At 70.2% G+C, this 20,193-nt stretch carries 23 protein-coding genes; 14 read left to right on the forward strand and 9 right to left on the reverse strand.

The features are described from left to right. Nucleotides 1–283 precede the first annotated feature (283 nt). Together ABD793_RS22930 and ABD793_RS22935 are read left to right on the forward strand one after the other, a co-directional pair. Nucleotides 284–1,051 (forward strand): NPP1 family protein, encoded by a 768-nt coding sequence (locus tag ABD793_RS22930; RefSeq protein WP_344863254.1) that lies wholly within the window; start codon nt 284–286, stop codon nt 1,049–1,051. A gap of 47 nt (nt 1,052–1,098) precedes the next feature. Beyond that, the gene (locus tag ABD793_RS22935; protein ID WP_344863256.1) at nt 1,099–2,265 is read left to right on the forward strand and encodes a pyridoxal phosphate-dependent aminotransferase; all 1,167 of its coding nucleotides are present in this window, start codon (nt 1,099–1,101) and stop codon (nt 2,263–2,265) included. Nucleotides 2,266–2,390: 125 nt separating this feature from the next. Here ABD793_RS22935 and ABD793_RS22940 read toward each other — a convergent pair whose 3' ends face one another. Continuing rightward, entirely contained in the window at nt 2,391–2,795 is a 405-nt protein-coding gene (locus tag ABD793_RS22940; protein ID WP_344863258.1) for an ESX secretion-associated protein EspG, read from the reverse strand. Nucleotides 2,796–3,075: 280 nt separating this feature from the next. On the opposite strand from ABD793_RS22940, the gene ABD793_RS22945 reads away from it, so the two are divergent. Then, nucleotides 3,076–3,261, forward strand: coding sequence for a hypothetical protein (locus ABD793_RS22945; protein WP_344863260.1), 186 nt, complete (start codon nt 3,076–3,078; stop codon nt 3,259–3,261). A 61-nt stretch (nt 3,262–3,322) separates the two neighbouring features. Here ABD793_RS22945 and ABD793_RS22950 read toward each other — a convergent pair whose 3' ends face one another. The 3 genes from ABD793_RS22950 to ABD793_RS22960 all read right to left on the reverse strand — a co-directional run bounded on the left by ABD793_RS22950 (nt 3,323) and on the right by ABD793_RS22960 (nt 6,032). Next, the gene (locus ABD793_RS22950) at nt 3,323–4,351 is read right to left on the reverse strand and encodes an LLM class flavin-dependent oxidoreductase (RefSeq protein ID WP_344863262.1); all 1,029 of its coding nucleotides are present in this window, start codon (nt 4,349–4,351) and stop codon (nt 3,323–3,325) included. A gap of 61 nt (nt 4,352–4,412) precedes the next feature. Continuing rightward, a complete protein-coding gene (locus ABD793_RS22955; protein WP_344863264.1) occupies nt 4,413–4,994 on the reverse strand; it encodes an HAD family hydrolase in 582 nt (193 codons plus the stop codon). 15 nt (nt 4,995–5,009) lie between these two features. Beyond that, a complete protein-coding gene (locus ABD793_RS22960) occupies nt 5,010–6,032 on the reverse strand; it encodes a threonine aldolase family protein (protein WP_344863265.1) in 1,023 nt (340 codons plus the stop codon). A 133-nt stretch (nt 6,033–6,165) separates the two neighbouring features. On the opposite strand from ABD793_RS22960, the gene ABD793_RS22965 reads away from it, so the two are divergent. The 3 genes from ABD793_RS22965 to ABD793_RS22975 all read left to right on the forward strand — a co-directional run bounded on the left by ABD793_RS22965 (nt 6,166) and on the right by ABD793_RS22975 (nt 8,137). Then, complete coding sequence (locus tag ABD793_RS22965) at nt 6,166–6,675, forward strand: SigE family RNA polymerase sigma factor (protein ID WP_344863266.1); 510 nt, start codon at nt 6,166–6,168, stop codon at nt 6,673–6,675. Then, entirely contained in the window at nt 6,668–7,378 is a 711-nt protein-coding gene (locus ABD793_RS22970; RefSeq protein ID WP_344863267.1) for a hypothetical protein, read from the forward strand. The genes ABD793_RS22965 and ABD793_RS22970 overlap by 8 nt, the downstream gene beginning before the upstream one ends. A 159-nt stretch (nt 7,379–7,537) precedes the next feature. Beyond that, nucleotides 7,538–8,137, forward strand: a complete 600-nt coding sequence (locus ABD793_RS22975) for a TetR/AcrR family transcriptional regulator (RefSeq protein ID WP_344863268.1) — start codon at nt 7,538–7,540, stop codon at nt 8,135–8,137. Between the two features lie 122 nt (nt 8,138–8,259). Here the strand turns inward: ABD793_RS22975 and ABD793_RS22980 are convergent, their stop codons facing one another. From ABD793_RS22980 to ABD793_RS22990, 3 genes are read right to left on the reverse strand one after another with little or no spacing between them, the layout of a single operon-like run. Beyond that, complete coding sequence (locus tag ABD793_RS22980) at nt 8,260–8,964, reverse strand: FadR/GntR family transcriptional regulator (RefSeq protein ID WP_344863269.1); 705 nt, start codon at nt 8,962–8,964, stop codon at nt 8,260–8,262. A gap of 40 nt (nt 8,965–9,004) precedes the next feature. Beyond that, on the reverse strand, nt 9,005–9,988 hold the full coding sequence (locus ABD793_RS22985; RefSeq protein WP_344863270.1) for a lactonase family protein: 984 nt from the start codon (nt 9,986–9,988) through the stop codon (nt 9,005–9,007). Then, a complete protein-coding gene (locus ABD793_RS22990) occupies nt 9,985–10,599 on the reverse strand; it encodes a bifunctional 4-hydroxy-2-oxoglutarate aldolase/2-dehydro-3-deoxy-phosphogluconate aldolase (protein ID WP_344863271.1) in 615 nt (204 codons plus the stop codon). Before ABD793_RS22990 ends, ABD793_RS22985 begins: the two co-directional genes overlap by 4 nt. A 139-nt stretch (nt 10,600–10,738) precedes the next feature. On the opposite strand from ABD793_RS22990, the gene ABD793_RS22995 reads away from it, so the two are divergent. Together ABD793_RS22995 and dgoD are read left to right on the forward strand one after the other, a co-directional pair. Further along, a complete protein-coding gene (locus tag ABD793_RS22995; protein ID WP_344863272.1) occupies nt 10,739–11,428 on the forward strand; it encodes an SDR family NAD(P)-dependent oxidoreductase in 690 nt (229 codons plus the stop codon). Nucleotides 11,429–11,441: 13 nt separating this feature from the next. Beyond that, entirely contained in the window at nt 11,442–12,590 is a 1,149-nt protein-coding gene (dgoD, locus tag ABD793_RS23000; RefSeq protein ID WP_344863273.1) for a galactonate dehydratase, read from the forward strand. 38 nt (nt 12,591–12,628) lie between these two features. On the opposite strand, the gene ABD793_RS23005 is transcribed toward dgoD, so the two are convergent. Beyond that, nucleotides 12,629–13,687 carry a methyltransferase gene (locus ABD793_RS23005; protein ID WP_344863275.1) on the reverse strand — a complete coding sequence of 353 codons (1,059 nt, stop codon included), beginning with the start codon at nt 13,685–13,687 and terminating at the stop codon, nt 12,629–12,631. Nucleotides 13,688–13,859: 172 nt separating this feature from the next. Here ABD793_RS23005 and purB point away from each other — a divergent pair, with 172 nt between their 5' ends. The 6 genes from purB to ABD793_RS23035 all read left to right on the forward strand — a co-directional run bounded on the left by purB (nt 13,860) and on the right by ABD793_RS23035 (nt 19,496). Beyond that, nucleotides 13,860–15,287, forward strand: a complete 1,428-nt coding sequence (purB, locus tag ABD793_RS23010) for an adenylosuccinate lyase (protein WP_344863277.1) — start codon at nt 13,860–13,862, stop codon at nt 15,285–15,287. Between the two features lie 136 nt (nt 15,288–15,423). Further along, on the forward strand, nt 15,424–16,236 hold the full coding sequence (locus ABD793_RS23015) for a substrate-binding periplasmic protein (RefSeq protein WP_344863279.1): 813 nt from the start codon (nt 15,424–15,426) through the stop codon (nt 16,234–16,236). Between the two features lie 57 nt (nt 16,237–16,293). Continuing rightward, nucleotides 16,294–17,055: an ABC transporter substrate-binding protein gene (locus tag ABD793_RS23020; RefSeq protein WP_344863281.1), complete on the forward strand. Its 762-nt coding sequence runs from the start codon at nt 16,294–16,296 to the stop codon at nt 17,053–17,055. Between the two features lie 5 nt (nt 17,056–17,060). Continuing rightward, nucleotides 17,061–17,816, forward strand: a complete 756-nt coding sequence (locus ABD793_RS23025; protein WP_344863283.1) for an amino acid ABC transporter permease — start codon at nt 17,061–17,063, stop codon at nt 17,814–17,816. Next, nucleotides 17,813–18,556 (forward strand): amino acid ABC transporter ATP-binding protein, encoded by a 744-nt coding sequence (locus ABD793_RS23030; protein ID WP_344863285.1) that lies wholly within the window; start codon nt 17,813–17,815, stop codon nt 18,554–18,556. Before ABD793_RS23025 ends, ABD793_RS23030 begins: the two co-directional genes overlap by 4 nt. A gap of 52 nt (nt 18,557–18,608) precedes the next feature. Further along, nucleotides 18,609–19,496: an MOSC domain-containing protein gene (locus ABD793_RS23035; RefSeq protein WP_344863287.1), complete on the forward strand. Its 888-nt coding sequence runs from the start codon at nt 18,609–18,611 to the stop codon at nt 19,494–19,496. Here the strand turns inward: ABD793_RS23035 and ABD793_RS23040 are convergent. Next, complete coding sequence (locus tag ABD793_RS23040) at nt 19,379–20,173, reverse strand: SAM hydrolase/SAM-dependent halogenase family protein (protein ID WP_344863289.1); 795 nt, start codon at nt 20,171–20,173, stop codon at nt 19,379–19,381. The two genes, ABD793_RS23035 and ABD793_RS23040, sit on opposite strands and share 118 nt — an antisense overlap. Nucleotides 20,174–20,193 lie beyond the last annotated feature (20 nt).

Here is a 20,193-nt window from a genome sequence, read left to right on the forward strand (position 1 = left end):
GCACCGCCGGGCCGGACGGCCGCACCGCCGGGCCGGACGGCCGCACCGCCGGGCCGGACGGATTCGGCGTGGTTGGGCCGGTCCGGTTTTGCACCGCTGTGCCGCACCGCCGAGCCGGACGGCCGCACCGCCGGGCCGGACGGATTCGGCGTGGTTGAGCCGGATGAACGCCGCACCGTGCCCGTACGGTGCGGCGTTCGTGCCTCTTCTTCTCTTGTTCCCGGTTCGTGAGCGGTGGAAAATTTCCGCCGAAATCAGTATCCGGTCAGTCAAGGAGGGCACTGTGCCGACGAAGACCCGGCTGCGCAGGGTTGCGGTGGTGGCGAGTGCGGCGTTCGCGCTCTCCTTGGGATTCCCTGCCGCCGCACTGGCGGATCCGCCGGCGGCCCTGCCCGCCAATGCCACCGATCTGGAGAAGAACTTCCAGCCTGCCTTCGACTACGACAAGGACGGCTGTTATCCGACTCCGGCGATCGGGCCGGACGGGACGATCGCGCCGGGGCTGGCGCTCGGCGGGGACGTGAACGGCAGCTGCCGGGACGAATCCGACCTCGACAACACCAACTCCTACTCCCGCACCAAGTGCAACAACGGCTGGTGCGCTGCGATGTACACGCTCTACTTCGAGAAGGACCAGGCCGCGCTCGGCCCCGGCAGCGCGGGCCACCGGCACGACTGGGAACACATCGTGGTGTGGATCGAGGGCGACCAGGTCCGCTACGTCGCGACCTCGCAGCACGGCGGGTTCGCCGTGCACCCCGCCTCGGACATGCTGTTCGACGGTACGCACGCGAAGGTCGTCTACCACAAGGACGGCGTCTCCACGCACTGCTTCCGCTCCGCCACCGACAACGACGAGCCGCCGGAAAACCACAAGGGCAGCTGGCAGTACCCGACACTGGTCGGCTGGGACGGTTACCCCGAAGGCATCCGCGACAAGCTCACCTCGGCCGATTTCGGGTCCGCGACCATGGGGATCAAGGACGACCAGTTCGCGGGCAACCTCGGCAAGGCCAAGCCGGACGGGATCCCGTTCGACGAGAACGCGTGAGACGGCCGGGCGGCTCGGCGACCGGCGGCAGGCCTTAGCCTGACGGCATGGTCGACATCGGTGCCTTCGGCAGCCCGGCGCTGCGGGCGGGCGTGCCCCCTTTCCACGTGATGGATGTGCTTTCCGCGGCACAGGCCCGGCAGCGCAGTCACGGCGACGTCGTCTCGCTCGTGGCCGGGCAGCCGTCCGTGCCGGCCCCGGCGGCGGTGCGGCAGGCGGCAAAGGAAGCGCTGGACCGGCACAACCTCGGCTACACCGAGCAGCTCGGCATCCCCGAGCTGCGCGAGGCCGTCGCCGGGCACTACCGGCGCAGCTACGACCTGGACGTGGCTGCCGGCGACGTCGTGCTCACCACCGGTTCGTCCGGCGGGTTCCTGCTGTCGTTCCTCAGCGCGTTCGACCCCGGTGCGCGGGTGGCGATGGCGCGCCCCGGCTACCCCGCGTACCGGAACCTGCTGACTGCACTCGGCTGCGAGGTCGTCGAGTTCGCGACCACGGTGGAGACGAACTTCCAGCCCACCGTCGACCTGCTCGATCGGCTCGGCCCGCTCGACGGGCTGATCGTGGCCAGCCCGGCCAACCCGACCGGCACCGTGCTGCCGCCGGGGGAACTGGCCGCGATCTCCGGATGGTGCGTCTCGCACGGCGTGCAGCTCATCAGCGACGAGATCTACCACGGCATCTCCTACGGCGACCCGCTCGACTGCGCCTGGCAGTACGGCAGCGAGGCGCTCGTGCTCGGCTCGTTCTCCAAGTACTTCGCGATGACCGGGTGGCGGCTCGGCTGGATGCTGGTGCCGCAGCGGCTGCACCGCGCGGTCGACGTGCTGACCGGCAACTTCACCATCTGCCCACCGGCACTCTCGCAGTACGCGGCGGTCGCAGCGTTCACGAGTGAGTCCTACGCCGAGGCCGACGCGCACGTGGCGCACTACCGCAGCAACCGCGACCGGCTGTTCAGCGGCCTGAAGAGCATCGGGATCGACAAGCTAGCCCCCGCCGACGGCGCGTTCTACGCCTACGCCGACGTATCCGCGCACACCACGGACAGCCTCAGCTGGTGCCAACGGCTACTCGCAGACACCGGCGTCGCCATCGCCCCAGGCATCGACTTCGACCCGGTAGCCGGCGGACAGTTCGTGCGATTCTCCTTCGCCGGCGCAGCCGAGCACATCGACGAGGGCGTGCGCAGACTGGGCGATTGGCTGGCTTGAGGCTCAGGGGCTCGGAGATCCTTTGCCGTGCGCCCGTTATCTGCCGCCCTTGCCTACGACGCTGAGCCCCGCCACCGACAGTTTGCCGATGGCGCGGCCCAGCTCATCCTTCGGCGGGCGGTCCCTCAGCTGCCGTTGCGCAGGTCGTGCGCCAGGCGTTGCACCTTGTTCGCGATGTCCGATGGCGCGGCGCCGGCGAGGCTGATCCAGCCGGCACTGTCCACACTCAACAGGACGCGTCCCTGATCGGTGTCGGCCCAGCCAGGCGGGTGCTCGTTGCGGCGGCGTCTCCCCCGGCCGTCCCGAACCGCGACGTACAACCGAACGAAGTAGGTGTGCGGCGCGTTCAGCCAGCGCAGCACGTGCTTGGCATCGCGGATACTGGGGCTGGTCGTACTCGGGATCCGGCCGCTACTGATCGTGTTCAGATCAGTGTTCGAGCAGGTCAGCGAAGCCCAGTCGAGCAGCAGGCGTGCGCCCGATCGGCCAACGAGATCAGCCCGCTCGCCAGAGCAAACCAGGCAGAACACGGCTGGGTCCGACCGGTCCGCCCCGAGGTCACCAGGAACTCCGAACGGACCGGCCCATGCCGTCGCGCGTCCGCGCGCACTTGGCTTCAACCGGCGGGAAAACCGCAGGTCAGACTAGGTTTGGCCGCTGGCGGTGCGGGTGTGCCGATCGGGGCAGGGGGCTCAGGGGGAACCCGGAGATCCCCCTGAACGTTGTCCTTGGACGGCGCGTTTCCGGCGCGTAGGTGGCAGGCTGGAGGGCACCGGGCCGAGGTGGCGCGGCAATCGCATCGGAGGGGCCATGTTCTGGAAGATCGTCGGAGGACTCATCGTCGCCTGGATCGCCTTTATGGTGCTTGGCTCGGTCCTCGGGTTCGTGTTCAAGGCGGTGCTGTGGATCGCGATCATCGGCGGTGCGGTGTTCCTCGGCACCGCGGCTTACGGAGCGATTTCCGGCAAGAAGAGCTCGAAGCGGATCAACAGCTAGTCCGGCACGCTCCGCGTAGCGGAACGTCGGCCGGGACGTCCAGGCTGCTCCGGTGGCACGGTCACGACCGCGCGAGGCTCAGCATCGCTTCGCGGAATCTGGCCGTGCCTTCGGGGTCGGTGAATCGGCCGATGTCGTTGAGGATCACGTGTTCGCATCCGGCTTCGCGGTACTCCTGCAGTTGCTCGCGGACTTCTTCCGGGGAACCGTGCAGTACGGCGTCGGCGACCACCGCGTCGGGGATCGACGTCAGCAGGTCGGTTGCCTTTTCGGCAGGGATGTCCTGCGGGATGTAGCCGTGGTCGAGCGGATAGGTCGCGCCGTGTGCGGAGAAGCCCGCCGGGCCTCGGTAGAGCGCGACCGCGCGGACCGAAGGGTGGGCCAGCAGTGCGCGGCTTTCCCTGCCGGTCGGGGCGAGCGCGGACCAGGCGAACAGGGTGGGCCGGATTGCGGCGGGGTCGCGCCCGATGCTTTCCGCGTGCGCGCGCAGGTAATCGAGTTTTTCCCGGTAAACCCTGGGGGACAAAGTGGTCGGCAGCCAACCGTCGCCGTGCGCGGCGGTCAGCTCCAGCATCCGCGGCCCGTGCGCGGCGACGTACAACTCGTAGCCGGCCACGGCGGTGATGCCGAGTCCGCCGGTGGTGCGCAGGTCGTCGAGCTGACGCAGCGCCGGGCGCAGGTACGTGAGGCGTCCGGTGCGTTCACGCCCGGGGTGCAGGCCGAACGGCCGTAGCTGGCCGGGATCTCCGACCCCGAGACCGAGCCGCATCGGCCGGTGGCCAAGCCAGCTGATCGTGCTCGCGCCCTGTGCGAGCGCGACACTGCTGCGCCGGAGCGGGTCGGTCACCGCGACGCCGAGCGTGACCCGCTCGGTGCGCACCGCGCCCGCCGCGAGCAGGGAGAGCGGATCGAGCAGCTGGTGCGGATCGTCGAGCACGCCGCCGGGCGCCCCGCGCGGGAACCAGCCCTGCAGATGATCGATCAGCCACGCGCCTTCGATCTGCGGATGCCGGTCGGCCCACTGCAGATCGTCGAGCGGATCCACTTGCGGGTGCACGGAAATCGGCGCGCCGAGGGTGAGCGGGTGCATGCGGTCGCGATCCCTTCGTCCAGTCGGGCGAGTGGCGTCCACCGGTCGACGGCCCGGACGCTCAGCCCAGTGCGGCTCGGGCGGCTTCGGTGCCGTCCCACCGGTGCGCGTGCATACCCACCGCCCGCGCACCTTCCACATTGGACTCCCGGTCGTCGAAGAACAGGCAGTCCCCCGGTTCGGCGCCGAGCTGGTCCAGCAGCAGGTGGTAGATCTCCGCGTCCGGCTTCGCGCAGCGCACGTCGCCGGAGAACATCGTGTGACGGAAGAGTTTCGCCCATTCCTGCGTGCGCACCCATGCGCCGAACGCCACCGAGGCGTTGGACAGCAGGGCGAGCGCGGCGCCCGCTTCGGCCAGTGATTCCAGCAGCTCGAGCGACGACGGGACGAGGTGCGCCCAGCCCTCGATGTCGAGTGCGGTGAGCTCGGCCGACATCGCCTCGTCGACCGGTGCCCCCACCCGCTCACCGATCGACGTCCAGTACTCCAGGTCGGTCGAACCCCGGTCGTAGGCGTCGCGCAGCTCCCAGTACGCCGGCTCGAACACCCCGGCCGGAACGCCCATCGTGGCGGCCAGTTTCGGCACCGAGGTGGTGCGGGTGCACAGCACCTCGCCGTAGTCGAACACGATCCAGTTCGTCATCTGCGTCCCCTGGGTTCAGGCACCGGTCTTGATGCGGCGCAACGCCTCTTCGATGTCCGCGGCGGACAGGTCGCGGTGCGTCGTGAACCGCACCTTGCCCGCCATCGGCACGGTCGCGATCCCGAGCGATTGCAACCAGCCCAGCGCCGTGGTCAGGTCCGGTACGTCGGCGAGCACGATGTTGGTGTCCGGTGTGGCCACACGCCAGCCGTGCTCGGCGAGTCCGGCGGCGAGCCGTTGTGCGAACTCGTGTGTCCTGGCGAGTTCGTCGATCCGGCCGAGTGCGACCAGACAGGCCGCGGCGAGCACCCCGCCCTGGCGCACTCCGCCGCCGAGCATCTGCCGCATCCGGCGGCCCTGCTCCACGAACTCCTCGCTGCCGGCGACAACCGAGCCGACCGGCGCGCCCAGGCCTTTGCTGAAGCACGCCGACACGCTGTCCACCCCTACGGTCAGCGCGGCAGGCGGAACCTGCAGGGCCACCGCGGCGTGCCAGATCCGTGCGCCGTCGAGGTGGACCGTGAGCCCGGCCTGTTTCGCCACGGACAGCAATTGCGCGTGTTCGTCCGGCGGGGTAACCGCTCCGCCGGCCGCGTTGTGCGTGTTCTCCAGGCACAACAGCGTGGTGCGCATCGTGTAGTACGGCCCGGTGTGGCCGATCGCGGCGGCCAGCGTCTCCGGAGTGCACCGGCCGGGGCCTGCGTCGTGTTCGAGCAGGTCCGGCATTCCGCCTGCCAGCCACGCGGCCGAGCCCAGTTCGTTGGTGAGCACGTGCGCACCGCGCATGGCGAGGAACCGGTCGCCGCGCTGCAGATGCACGCTGAGCGCGATCAGGTTCGCCATGGTCCCGCTCGGGGTCCACAGCGCGGCGGGCATGCCGAGCGTCCGCGCGGCCCGCCGTTCCAGCTCCGCGATGGTCGGGTCGGTGCCGATGACGTTGTCGTCGACCTCGGCTTCGGCCATCGCCCGGCGCATCACGTCGTCCGGACGGGTGACAGTGTCGGAACGGAAATCGATGGGCCGGCCAGTGCTGGTCACGTTCCGATCACATCACACCGATGGCGTGGTGTTCAACGTGCCCGGGTGGAACGGATCCGGGTGGCCGTGCAACCGTGGACGCCCCCGGATCCGTCCTCCCACCGGACATGGCACGAGTGGAGCTGCAGAGCGCGTGGACCAGCGCGACGAACAGGAGTTCGCGGAGTACTTCGCCGCGAAACGCGATGCTGTCCGCAGGACCGCGTACCTGCTCTGCGGTGACTGGCACAAGGCCGACGACCTGGCACAGACCGCGTTCGTCGCGCTGCACCGGAGGTGGAAGAAGATCAGGGATCGCGCGGCGACGGACGCCTACCTGCGCAAGACGCTCGTGCGCGCGGTGATCGACGAATCGCGCCGGCCGTGGCGCCGGGAGCGGCAGACCGACGTGCTGCCGGAACCGGTGCCGGACGGGCCCGGCCTGGCCGAGCGCGTCGCGACCAGGGAAGACCTGCTCGCCGCGTTGAAGCAGGTCCCGCCGAGGCAGCGGGCGGTGCTGGTGCTGCGGTACTTCGACGGTCTCGACGTGAGCGCCGCGGCGAACGCGCTCGGCTGCAGCGAGGGCAACGTGAAGAGCCAGACGGCGCGCGGACTGGCGAATCTGCGCCAGGTACTGGACCGGGAGGTGGAGACCGATGGATGAGCAGGACGTCGGGAAGTTGTTCTCCGGTGCCCCCGGTGAAGTGCCGCCACCCACCTTCGACGTGGCGGACGTGGTCCGGCGTTCGCGGCGGGAGACGCTGCGCAGGCGCAACCGGTTCGTCGCGGGTGCGGGTGCCGTGGTGCTCGTGCTGGCCGGGTTCGGGACCTGGGGAATCGTGAGCGGTGTCGGCGGAAAGTCCGATTCGTCCTCGGTCTTGAATTCCGCCGGGGCTCCGGCGCAACCCAGCGCGTCAGCCGCACGTCCTCTGGGTACTGATAGCGGGGGTACCCCCAACTTCCCGCCCCAGCCGTCTCGGCAGGGAGACAGCGGGGACGGGAGGACCGGCCCTCGGGTCGAAGGCACCCACGGGTGCGCACAGGTGGACTGGGAGCTCGCCACCGCCCTCGCTGGCGAGCTCCCAGGACACTTGACCGCGGCGAACGCCTCCCCCGGCAGCGTCTGCACTACCGGGGCCCGCGGTGCGGGGTTCCCGCTTCGTGACGGCGCGATCTCGGTCGCGGTGTTCGCGGCGGGCAAGCCGGTCACGGCGCCAGCCCAGCCGGCCGGTGCGCTCACCGTGCGCCACGCAACCGCCGGCGGGGGGACTCTCGTACTCGTCAGCGTGCCGGGGACGGCCGGTCATCCGGCTCCCTACGCCGCCGAGCTGGACCGGTTCGCGACCGAGCTGGCCGCGCGGTTCTGACTTCGGGCCCGGACGGCGGGTTGCCGGTCGTGGTTCTGGCCCGGGGCCCGGACGGCGGGTTCTGGCCGCGCGGTTCTGTCGGCGGGTTCGGCACGGGTTGGTTCGGCACGGGTTGGTTCGGCACGGTCGCGCACGTCGTGGCTGGCAGAATGACCGGTCATGACCGCGGCAGCGACCACTCCCAAGGGCGAGCGACGGCGGGCGGCGCTCGTCGAAGCCGCCGGACAGCTGCTGGCCGAGGGTGGGTTCGACGCCGTCCGGCACCGCGCGGTCGCCGAGCGGGCCGGGCTGCCGCTCGCGTCCACCACCTACTACTTCGATTCGCTCGAGGACCTCGTCACCGCCGCGGTCGAGCACCATTCACAGGCCGAACTCGAGAACGGACGACGCAGGCTGGACGAGCTGGCGACCCGCAACCGGGGTGTGCAGGCGACCGTGGAGCTGGTGCTGGACCTGCTGCTGGGTACGCCGAGCGGGGACCAGGAGGCGGACGCGGAAGCCGTGCTGCTGCGCTACGAACGACTGGTCGCCACCGGCCGACGGCCCTACCTGCGACCGCTCATGCGCACCTTGTCCGCGCAGCTGAACGAGCTGCTGACGGAGATCTTCGCCCGCTCGGGCACCGCGGTGACCGAGGCCGAGCTGGAGAAACTCGTCGCATTGGTGGACGGCGCGGTGGTGAACGCGCTGATCGGGATCGACCCGGCCCCCCGGTCTGCCGCAGCACGGATGCTGAAGGCGGCACTGTCCGGCGACTGAGCACCAGCAGGCCGACGCGGTGATCCGAGCGTCGTCCGGGACCGGTCCCGCTACGGTCGGCGCACCACCGCGGTCTGCTACGCCCGCAGCGGTGCTGATGCGTGCGCAGTGAGCCGGTGGGTTCAGGAGCGGGTCCGGGTGACCCGGTCTAGGTCGTCGTGGGACTTCGCGACCAGGGCGAGCATTGCGGATTCCGCCGCGGCCGGGTTGTTGGCCACGACGGCGTCCAGCACCTTGCGGTGGCTCGGCACCGGGTCGTCGGTGCTGCGGTTGCGGTGCACGAGCTTGTCGCGTTCGGCCAGTCCGATCGCGAGGACACGCTCGACCTGCCGCAGGAAGTTGTTGTGGGTGGCGGCCATCAGCGCGCGGTGGAACGCCAGGTCGGCCTCGACGCTGGCTTCCGCGTCGGAACCGGCCTCGGCCATCTGATCGAGCGCAGCCTGTAGCGCGGTGACGTCGTCGTCGTTCGCCCGCTCCGCGGCCAGCCGGGCCGCTGCGGGTTCGACCACGGTGCGCACTTCGGTCAGTTCGTCGAGCAGGCCCGGATTGCCGCTCGCCGCGGTCTGCCAGCGCATCACGTCGGCGTCGAGCAGGTGCCAGTGCTCGCGGGGCTGCACGAACGTGCCGCGCTTCTGCCGCGCGTCGATCATTCCCTTGGCAGCAAGCACTTTCAGTGCTTCACGAAGTGCGGTCAGGCTGATGTCCAGCTCCTCGCGCAGGCCGGGCAGATCGAGTACGGTGCCCTCGCCCCATTCGCCGGACAGGATCCGGGCGGCCAGTGTCTCCACGGTCTGTCCGTGCAGACCGCGGGGCCGGTGTTCGGTCAAGGTGCGTCCCCTCGGTCGGCCGCTGCGTTCACCGCAGTCGTCACAGCGGCAGGATGAAGCTGGGTGATCCGGTCTCGAAACGGTGGATTTCGGCGTGGCCGTGGTCTTTCAGCGGGAAGGCGGTGAGCGCGTCGGCCAGCTGTGCTGCGACGTAACAGATCCCGTCGATCACCGCGAAGTGCCGGGGATGTGCACCGCACGGCTGGTCGGCGGTTGCGCGGGCTCCCTCGAACGAGGTGACGCAGTCCGGACCGCGGTTGGCCAAGTACGTGCCCGAATCCAGGACCTCCAGGTGCGCCACCAGTGCTTCGCCGCCGGCAGCGGTGGCCGGGGTCGAGCAGACGAACTCGAACTCGCCGACGGAAGTCTCGCGCACAGTCAGCAGCTCACCGGAAAGCTCGCCTGCCACATGGGCTTCTGCGCTACCCGGGACGCGCACGAGCTGCCGCGGCCCGGTTCCCGGCGGCAGCGACGACACGGCGAGTGGTGAAAGCCTGCCCTCGCTGGAGATCGCGTAACTGCGGATTTCGTCGGTACCCAGATCTACTGCGCTCACCACGGAACCGTCCGGCGACGGCACCGCCATGTGCACGTGCGCGACGTCCTGACGCTCCGCGTTCGGGCCGCTGCCGGTGTGCTGCACGAGGTCGGTGCGGCCGTCGATCCGCCCGTCGGCGCGGAGCGCGAATACCGCGAGGCTGCCGCCGGTGTAGTTGGCGCAGAACAGAAATCGACCGTCTGGCGACACCGCGAGGTGGCACGGGTGCGCCCCGCCGGTGAGCTCGACGTCGAGTGCGGTCAGTGTCCCGTCCGCGACGGAAACCGACGTGACTGCACCGGTTTCCGTCTCGTTGGCGGCGTAGACCATCGGCAGCGCCGGATGTTTCACCAGCCACGACGGGGAGGTCATCGGCAGCGTCGACTCGTGCGTCAGTTCACCCGAGGGCGTTCGCCGGAAGACCGAAATCCCGGTGCCGTTGCCGCCCATTTCCCTGGTGTAGCAGCCGACCAGTACCGCGTTCATGCGTCCGCTCGCACCATTGCCGCCACCCGGGCCTCGATCTCGGCGGCTGTACCGCGAGTGAGTGCCGAGCCGATTCCGCACGCCGCCGCACCCGCTTTCCGCCACTCCGGCACGTCGACGGCGGCGATCCCGCCGGTCGGCACGAGAGGGGCCTGCGGCAGCGCCGCGCGGACATCCTTCACCCATTGCGGCCCCAATACGGAGGCCGGGAAGACCTTGATCGCGTCGGCGCCTTCCTCCAGTGCTCGCACGATTTCGGTGACCGACCCGGCACCGGGGAATGCCGCCGCGCCGTAGCGGTGCGCGGTACGGATCACCTCGGGATGCAGCGACGGCGAGACGAGAAACTGCGCGCCGGCCCGGATTGCCGCCGTCGCCGACGACTCGTCGAGCACTGTGCCGGCACCGATCGTCGCGTCCGGATACGCCGTGGTCAGCTCCTCGACCGCGGCCAGTGCCCCCGGGTTCGTGAGCGGCACTTCCACCGAGCTGAGCCCCGCGTCGAGCACCAAGCGCGCGGCTGCCACCGCCGAAGCCGTGTCCGCGGTCCGCACGATGCCCACGACGCCCTGTCGCAGCGCCTCGTGGGTGATCTGCCAGCGGTATCGCATCGATGCACCTCCTCGTCGGCACCCTGGCACGTCCGCCAGGGTGACGGATGAAATCTTAATTTAGTATTTATTATTGACGCGACCTCCGGCCCCCCGCCATGCTGCCAGCCGGACCACGTCGCCGGCTGCAGGAGGTGCGATGTCCACCGGAAAGACCGCCGTCGTGACCGGCGCGGCGGCCGGGATCGGTGCCGCGACGGCACGGCGGCTCGAAGCCGACGGTTACCGCGTCGTCGGGGTGGATCTCGCCCCGGTCGACGGCGGCGTGCAGGGCGATGTCGCCGCCGACGAGACCTGGCAGCGGGTGCTGGAAGTGGCCGGTGAGGTCGACGCGCTGGTGAGCAACGCCTACCTGCCCGCCACCGGGCCGTTGCACGAGATGGACCGTTCGCAGTGGCAGCGCCAGCTCGACGTGAACCTCACCGCGTCCTACCTGGCCGTGCGGACCTGCTTGCCGTCGCTGCGGGCCAGGAGTGGTTCAGTCGTGCTCGTCTCCTCGGTGCACGCGCGGTTCGGGCTGCCCGGCCACCCGGCGTACGCGGCCGGCAAGGGGGCGCTGGTCTCGCTCGCCCGGCAGCTGGCCATCGAATATGCCCCCGAGGTGCGGGTGAACGCCGTGCTGCCGGGGCCGGTGCGCACCAGGGCGTGGGATCGGCTCAGCGACGAGGATCGCGCCCGCAGCGCCCGCGCCACGCCTGCCGGGCGGCTCGGCGAACCCGGTGAGGTCGCTGCTGTCCTCGCATTCCTGCTCTCACCCGCGGCCTCGTTCGTCACGGGTGCCGATCTGACCGTCGACGGCGGATGGTCGGCCGCCAAGGATTCCGCTTAGGAGATGGAGCCAGGTGAAGATCACCGGGATCGAAACGTTCCTCGTCCAGCCCCGTTGGCTGTTCCTCAAGATCAGCACGGACGAGGGGGTTTCCGGCTGGGGTGAGCCGGTGGTCGAGGGCAGGGCGGGCACCGTGCGTGCGGCCGTGCACGAACTGGCCGAACTGGTCGTCGGCGAGGACCCGCTGCGGATCGAGGACCACTGGCAGGTGCTGCGCCGGGGCGGGTTCTACCGCGGCGGTCCGGTGCTTTCCAGCGCGATGGCCGGAATCGACCACGCGCTGTGGGACATCGCGGGGAAGGTACGCGGGGTGCCGGTGCACGAACTGCTCGGCGGCCCGGTGCGCGATCGCGTCCGGGTGTACTCGTGGGTCGGCGGTGACCGGCCGTCGGGCATCTTCGACGCGGTGTCCGCGCAGGTGGCGGCGGGATTCACCGCGGTGAAGATGAACGTCGCAGGTCCGCTCGCGCCGATCGCCTCGCCCGCGGAAGCGAACGCCGCGCTCGCCAGGGCACGTGCGGCGCGGGAAGCCCTCGGCCCGGACCGCGACCTCGCGATCGACTTCCACGGCCGGGTCGCGCCCGCGCTGGCGCGGCGGCTGGTGCGGATGCTCGAGGAGGTCCAGCCGATGTTCGTCGAGGAGCCGATCCTGCCCGAGCTGCCTGCGGAAGTGCTGGCGTCGGTGGTCGGGGCCTCGACGGTGCCGATCGCGACCGGGGAACGGCTGTACTCGCGGTGGGAGTTCAAACCGGTGCTCGACGCGGGCGTCGCGGTGGTGCAGCCGGATCCTTCGCACGCGGGCGGAATCTCCGAGCTGCGGCGGATCGCTTCGCTCGCCGAGATCTACGGCGCGAGCCTCGCCCCGCACTGTCCGCTCGGCCCGATCGCACTGGCCGCGGCCATGCAGGTGGCGTTCGCGACGCCGAACTTCCTGATCCAGGAACAAAGCCTCGGCATGCACTACCACGACGGCCACGAGCCGGTGGCCTACCTCGCCGACTCCGCGTTGTTCCGGTTCACCGACGGCTACGCCGCCCGACCGACCGGGCCGGGGCTCGGCATCGAGGTGGACGAGGAGGCGGTGCGCCGGGCCGACGAGACCGGGCACCGCTGGCGTTCCCCGGTGTGGCGGCTCGACGACGGCGGGCTCACCGAATGGTGACCGCGCACCGGCCGGCTGCGGCGGACCGCCGATGACCGTCACCGGCACAGTCGCCACAACGAGGTGACCTGGTCCGCCCCGCGTCCTGGCCGCGGCTCGAGATCATCCCGTCCGGCCACCCGGAGCCCGGCGGCGCCGATCCGGGCGAGCAGTTCGCCGCGGGTGCGAAGTCCGCGGCGTTCGGCCAGATCGGACAGCACGAGCCAGCCCTCGCCGCCCGGCGTGAGGTGCTCGGCCAGCCCGTCGAGGAACTGGTGGAGCATCCCGGATCCGGCGTCGTAGACCCCCAGCTCCACGGCGGAGGCCGGCCGCCCCGGCAGCCACGGCGGATTGCAGACGACCAGGTCGGCGCGGCCGTCCGGCCATCGGCCGGTCTCCACCGTCCGCACCCGATCGGCAAGGCCGAGCCGGGTCAGGTTCGCCAGTGCGCATCGCACCGCCCGCGGGTTGACGTCGGTGGCCACCACCCGGACGCCCTGGCGGGCCAGCACTGCCGCGAGCACCCCGGTGCCCGTGCCGAGGTCGAACGCCAGCGCGGCCCCCGCGGGCAACGGTGCTCTCGCGACGAGGTCCACGTAATCGCCGCGGGTCGGGGCGAAGACGCCGTAGTCCGGGTGGATCCGCGCGTGCAGCGCCGGGATTTCGATGCCGGTGAGGTGCCATTGGTAGGCACCGAGCACGCCGAGCAGTTCGGGCAGCGAGACGACGGTCGGCCCCGTCGCCGGGCCGTAGGCGTGGTCGCAGGCTGCTCGCACGTCGGGTGCACGGCGCAGGTGCAGTGCATGGTCGGGTTCCAGCAGGACCACCAGTTTGCCGAGCAGCTCGGCCCGCGCGCCTCGGCCGGGTCTTTCGGTCCCCGCGGCGCGCTCGCCGGCGGACGGGCGCATCCGGCGCGCCATCGCCCGCAGCAATTGCCTGCCGTTGTGGAAATCACCGCGCCACAGCAACCCGGTTCCGGACCGGGCCAGGCGGTGTGCGGCGTTTGCGGTGATCCGGTCGTCGGCCACCACGAGATGCGCAGGGGCAGCGGACGCATTTTCCGAATGCCAGCGCGCGGTGCAGAATGCTTCGTTTTCGGTCCACGTGATGGTGGACATGCGAGACTCCCAGTACGACGAAGGTGCCTGTCGGTCGGCAACGCTTCGCGCGGGAGCGCGCGATCAGGCCTCCCGCGTCGAAGCGCGGGAGCGATCGCCGAGCACCATCCCCATACCCATCGCCCCGATGGTCCCACACACCGTGGCTGACCTGCGTGGGTATCGTGGTCACGTGACGGACAAGCCTGGTATTCCGAACGTGCTCGCCGCCCGGTACGCCTCACCCGAGCTGGTGCGGCTGTGGTCACCCGAGCGCAAGGTGGTGCTGGAGCGCCGGCTGTGGCTCGCCGTGCTGCGCGCGCAGAGCGAGCTCGGCGTCGAGGTGCCCGAAGGGGTGCTCGAAGACTACGAGCGGGTCGTCGACCAGGTCGACCTCGAATCCATCGCCGCCCGTGAACGCGTGACGCGGCACGACGTGAAGGCCCGGATCGAGGAGTTCAACGCGCTCGCCGGGCACGAGCACGTGCACAAGGGCATGACGTCGCGGGACCTCACCGAGAACGTCGAACAGTTGCAGCAGCTGCGGTCGCTCGAGCTGGTCCGCAGCCGGGTCGCGGCGGTGCTGGCGCGGCTGGCCGCGCTCGGCGTGGAGCATTCCGATCTGGTGCTGGCCGGTCGCTCGCACAACGTCGCCGCGCAGGCGACCACGCTCGGCAAGCGTTTCGCCACCGCCGCGGACGAGCTGCTGGTCGCCTTCGCCCGGCTCGACGACCTGATCGGGCGCTACCCGCTGCGCGGGATCAAGGGCCCGGTCGGCACCGCACAGGACATGCTCGACCTGCTCGGCGACGAGTCCACTCTGGACCGGCTGGAGTCGAGCGTCGCCGAGCACCTCGGTTTCCGCAACCACTTCGTGAGCGTCGGACAGGTCTACCCGCGTTCGCTCGACTTCGACGTGCTGTCCACTGTGGTCCAGCTCGCCGCGGCGCCGTCCAGCCTGGCGAAGACCATCCGGCTGATGGCCGGGCACGAGCTGGTCACCGAGGGGTTCAAGCCCGGCCAGGTCGGCTCGTCGGCGATGCCGCACAAGATGAACACGCGCTCGTGCGAGCGCGTGAACGGCCTCGCCGTGGTGCTGCGCGGGTACCTCTCGATGATCGGCGAGCTGGCCGGCGACCAGTGGAACGAGGGCGACGTGTCCGATTCCGTGGTCCGCCGGGTGGCGCTGCCGGATGCGTTCTTCGCGCTCGACGGCCTGCTGGAGACCTTCCTCACGGTGCTGGGCGAATTCGGCGCGTTCCCCGCCGTGGTGGACCGGGAACTCGACCGCTACCTGCCGTTCCTCGCGACCACCAAGGTGCTCATGGCGGCGGTGCGCCGCGGCGTCGGCCGGGAGACCGCGCACGAGGCGATCAAGGAGAACGCCGTCGGGGTCGCCCTCGCGATGCGGGAGCGCGGTGCGGAGAACGACCTGCTCGAACGCCTCGCCGCCGACGAACGGCTCCCGCTCGATCGCGCCGAACTGGACGAACTGCTCGCCGATCGGATCTCGTTCACCGGCGTGGCGCCACGCCAGGTCGAGGAGGTCGCCCGCCGGGTCGAGGACGTGCTCAAGCGGTTCCCGGAGGCCTCGGCCTACACGCCGCAGCCGATCCTGTGACCGTCCGCACGCCGTCCACCAGCTGAGACGAACTTACTCGAACGGGCGAAATCCCTACGCTCGGACGCCGAACCCCGCAAGCGCCAGGCTGCACCTCGCGGCCTGGCGTTTCTGTCGCGCGCACCAGGAAGAAGCGATGAGAAGGATCCTCAGCACCGTCATCGGCACCGCGATCGTCGCCATCACCGCCGCGGGCCTCACCGCGTGCGGTTCGTCGGACACCTCCGGCCAGACCCTGCGCGTCGGCACCCTCACCGACGCGCCACCGAGCATCTACCTCGACAACGGCCGTTTCACCGGCTATGACAACGAACTGCTGCGGGACATCGCCCAGCGCGAGGGTTTCCAGGTGGACTTCGTCAGCACCGAGTTCTCCACCCTGCTCGGGAAGGTCGCCGGCGGGCAGCTGGACATCGGCAGCTCGACGATCTCCGCGACCAGCGCACGCAAGAAGACGGTGAACTTCTCCAACGGCTACGACACCAGCTACACCACTGTCGTCAGCAAGAAGGGGGCCGCGCTGCCCGGCGCGAACTCGTTCGGCGGCAAACGGCTCGGTGTGGTGCAGGGCTCCGTGCAGGACGAGTTCGCCGGGAAGCTCGCCGGTGCCGAGGTCGTGCGGTTCCCCGACTACAACGCCGGATTCGCCCAGCTGCGCAGCGGTGGGCTGGACGGCTGGGTGGTGCCGAAGGACATCGGCCAGAAGTATTTCGACCAGAACCCGTCGGTTCCGCTGGAATTCGGGTACACCGTGCTGGACAAGGACACCCCGTCCGCCTTCGCGGTGGCGAAGTCGAACACCGATCTGTTGAACAAGATCAACGACGGCCTGGCCAAGGCGATCGCGGACGGCACCGCGGCCAAGCTGCACGCGCAGTTCTACCGGGCTGCGCCGATCGCGAAGGAACTCGACAAGGGCGGCGCCGGATTGCCGGTGAAGAACTCGTGAGCGAGTGCGGTACTTGGCATAAGCTTCACCGGCAGTTCCCGGAAGCCGAGGAGTGACATGAAGAAGCTGATGGTCACCGCCGTTGCGGCGGCGCTGGTAGCCGGACTGACCGCGTGCGGCGGAGCGGACGCCGACACGCTGCGGGTCGGCACGCTGAGCGACTCCCGGCCCAACGCCTATCAGGAGAACGGCCAGTACACCGGGTTCGACAACGAGCTGCTCCGTGCGATCGCGGACAAGGAGGGGCTGAAGCTCGAGTTCGCCTCGAGCGATTTCTCCGCACTGCTCGGCCAGGTCGCCAGCGGTTCGTTCGACGTCGGCAGCGGCGGTGTCGCGCAGACCGACGAGCGCAAGAAGACCGTGGCGTTCAGCGATCCGTACAACTACCAGTCGCTCGGTATCGAGGCGAAGTCCGCGGCCGGCATCAGTGATGAGAACTCGCTGGGCGGAAAGCGGATCGGCGTGGTCCAGGGCACCGTGTCGGACACCTGGCTCGGCGCGAACGCGCCGAGTGCGCAGGCGGTGCGCTTCCCGAACGACGCGGCCGTGGTCAGCGCGCTGAACTCCGGCGGGGTCGCGGGTGCGGTGTTCGACCAGGTCTCCGCCGAGGACTACGCGAAGAAGAACCCCGGGCTGACGGTCACGAAGGTGGTCACCACGACCATTCCGCACGGGTTCGCGGTGCGGAAGGGCAACACCGATCTGCTGGCCAAGCTGAACGACGGCATCAAGAAGGTCGTCGCGGACGGCACCTGGCAGAAGGTGCACCAGCAGTTCGAGCCCGGTCTGCCGGTACCGGCCGATTTCAAGACCAAGTAACGCCGATGGATCAGTTCTTCGACACGTTCCTCAATTGGGACTACATCTGGCAGGTCTTCCCCGATCTGCTCAAGACCGGACTCGGCAACACGCTGATCCTGTCGGTTTCCTCGGCGTTGATCGGCACCGTGCTCGGCATGGTGCTGGCGGTCATGGGGTTGTCTGCGAAGCGCTGGCTGCGCTGGCCCGCGCGGGTGTACACGGACATCTTCCGCGGCCTGCCCGCGATCCTCACCATCCTGGTGATCGGACAGGGCCTGTTCACGCTCGCCCGCGGGCTGATCGGCACGAACCCGTACCCGCTCGGCATCCTGGCGCTCAGCCTGATCGCCTCTGCCTACATCGGGGAGATCTTCCGTTCCGGCATCCAGAGCGTCGACAAAGGACAGTTGGAGGCCAGCAGGGCGCTCGGCATGAGCTACACCAAGGCGATGCTGCTGGTGGTCATCCCGCAGGGGGTGCGCCGGGTGCTGCCCGCGCTGGTGAATCAGTTCATCGCACTGGTGAAGGACTCCACCCTGGTGTACTTCCTCGGGTTCATCACCTCGCAGCGCGAGCTGTTCCGGATCGGCCAGGACCTCGCGGCCAACACCGGCAACCAGTCGCCACTGGTCGCCGCCGGGGTCGTGTACCTGGTGATCACGATCCCGCTCACGCATCTGGTCAACTTCATCGACAAGCGCTTGCAGACCGGCGGCAAGGTGCGGCCAGGTCTGGGACAGAGCAACGAACTCTCGGCCGGTGGGGTGATGGGTCAGTGACGACGGCGGCGGTGCGCTCCTCTTCGGTGGAACTGCGCGACATCCACGTCAGCTTCGGCACCCTCGAGGTGCTGCGCGGGGTGGATCTCAAGGTGCCGAGCGGGGGCACCACCTGCGTGATCGGCCCGTCCGGTTCGGGCAAGTCGACCTTGTTGCGCTGCGTGAACCGCTTGCAGGAGCCCGATCGCGGCGACCTGCTGCTGGACGGCGAGAGCGTGATCACCGCCGATCCGGACGGCGTGCGCCGGCGCGTGGGCATGGTGTTCCAGCACTTCAACCTGTTCGGGCACCGGAGCGTGCTGGACAACATCGTGCTGCCGTTGCGCAGCGTCCGGCGGCTGTCCAAAGAGGACGCCGCGGAGGTGGCGCGGGAGCGGCTGGCCGAGGTGGGGCTCGCGGACAAGGCACCGTACCGGCCCTCCGCGCTCTCCGGTGGCCAGCAGCAGCGGGTGGCGATCGCACGGGCGCTGGCCATGGAGCCCGAGGTGATGCTGTTCGACGAGGCCACCAGCGCACTCGACCCGGAGCTGGTCAAGGGCATCCTCGATCTGATGGCAGGCCTCGCCTCCCGCGGCCTGACGCTGCTGGTGGTGACCCACGAGATGGGCTTCGCGCGCAGTGTCGCCGACGAGGTGGCGTTCATGGATGCGGGCAAGATCGTCGAGCACGGCACCCCGGACCGGATCTTCGACGAGCCGGAGAGCCCGCGGCTGCAGCAGTTCCTGTCCCAGGTGCTCTGAGGTGCGGGTAATCCGGTAACCGGGCGCGGCGGTATCGGGTTAGCCTCGAGGTATGGCGACCATCGCGCAGCTGACCTGCTACCCGGTCAAGGGCTGCGCCGGCACGTCGTCGGCGGTTGCCGAGGTGGGGCCGGCGGGGCTGGTCAACGACCGCGGGTTCCTCGTTGCCGCACCGGACGGTGACTTTCGCAGCCAGCGGCGATTCCCGGCGCTGGCCGCGGTGCGCCCGCGGGTGCTCGACGGGGGGACCCGGCTCGCGTTGTCCGGGCCCGGCGTGGAGGACCTGGTGCTCGAGGTCCGCGTGGACGGGCCACGGCATCCGGCGTCGACGTTCAACTGGCGTGGTGAGGGAGTCCACCAGGGCGCGGCGGCTGCCGAGTGGTTCTCCACGGTGCTGGGCAGGCCGTCGGCGTTGCTCGGGGTCGCTCCCGAGCACGAACGCGTCACGAGCGGGGAAACTCCGGGTACCGCGGCGTTCGCCGACGGGCACGCCGTGCTCGTCGCGTCGGAGTCCTCTTTGGACGCCCTGAACGAGCGGATCGTGGCAGCCGGAGGGGAACCGGTGCCGATGGACCGGTTCCGGCCGAACGTGGTGGTGCGCGGGTGGGCCGAGCCGCACACCGAGGACGTGGTGCGCATCCTGCGGGCCGGCGGGGTGGAGCTGGCCTACGCCAAGCTGTGCGTGCGCTGCGCGGTGCCGATGGTCGACCAGCGAACCGGCGCCCGCCGTGGTCCGGAGCCGATCCGCACCCTCGCGACGTACCGCAGGGACTCCGGTGGCGGCGTCCTGTTCGGGATGAAGGCGGCGGTGACCCGGCCGGGTCAGCTGGCCGTCGGCGACGTGGTGATGGTGCATTCGTCGGCCGCGCTGAGCCGGAGCACGGTGGCCGCGCCGCCGCCGTTCACCGCGACCGCGAGCCTGCCCGCCGAATCGGGGTAGACGAGGTACGCGCCCGGCGGCACGTCGGCGAAGGTCCGGCCGATTTCGGCGTTCACCGCGACGTGTGCGCTGTGCACGCCGACCGTGCCGGTCAGCCCGGTCAGCTCCAGATCCGCGGGAGTCGCCGCGAGTTGCACGTTGCCGAAGTGGTCGACGGTCAGCACGTCCGACACGAGCTTGCCGGGAAACGCCGCGACCAGCGGATCGGGTAGTCGAACCAGGTCAGCCACGGCGGGACCGAACGACGCCGGTGTGGCGCCGAGCGCGAGCCGAGCTGCGGCGGGCGCGAACACGTCCCGGCCGTGGAAGGTCGCGGACGTCGGCTCGGGTCCGTCGATCAGGTACGCCTCGACCACGCCACCCAGCGCTTCGGCGGCCGGCACCAGCAGCCCGTTGTCCGGCCCCACGAGCAACCCGTGCGCGGCGACGACGACCACCCCGCGGCGTGTGGTGCCGACACCCGGGTCGACGACCGCGAGGTGCACAGCTTCGGGGAGGTACGCCGCAGTCTGCGCGAGCACTGCGGCGCCTTGCCGTACCTGCTGTGGTGGCACGAGGTGGGTCACGTCGAGCACGCGTGCTTCGGGTGCCAGCCGTGCGATGACCCCGTGACAGGCGGCCACGAAGCCGTCCTGCAGCCCGTAGTCGGTGGTGAACGAGATCCAGCGGTAGGCCATGACCAGCATCATCCTCGGTA

Source organism: Amycolatopsis ultiminotia, from assembly GCF_039536925.1.
Taxonomy (GTDB): domain Bacteria; phylum Actinomycetota; class Actinomycetes; order Mycobacteriales; family Pseudonocardiaceae; genus Amycolatopsis; species Amycolatopsis ultiminotia.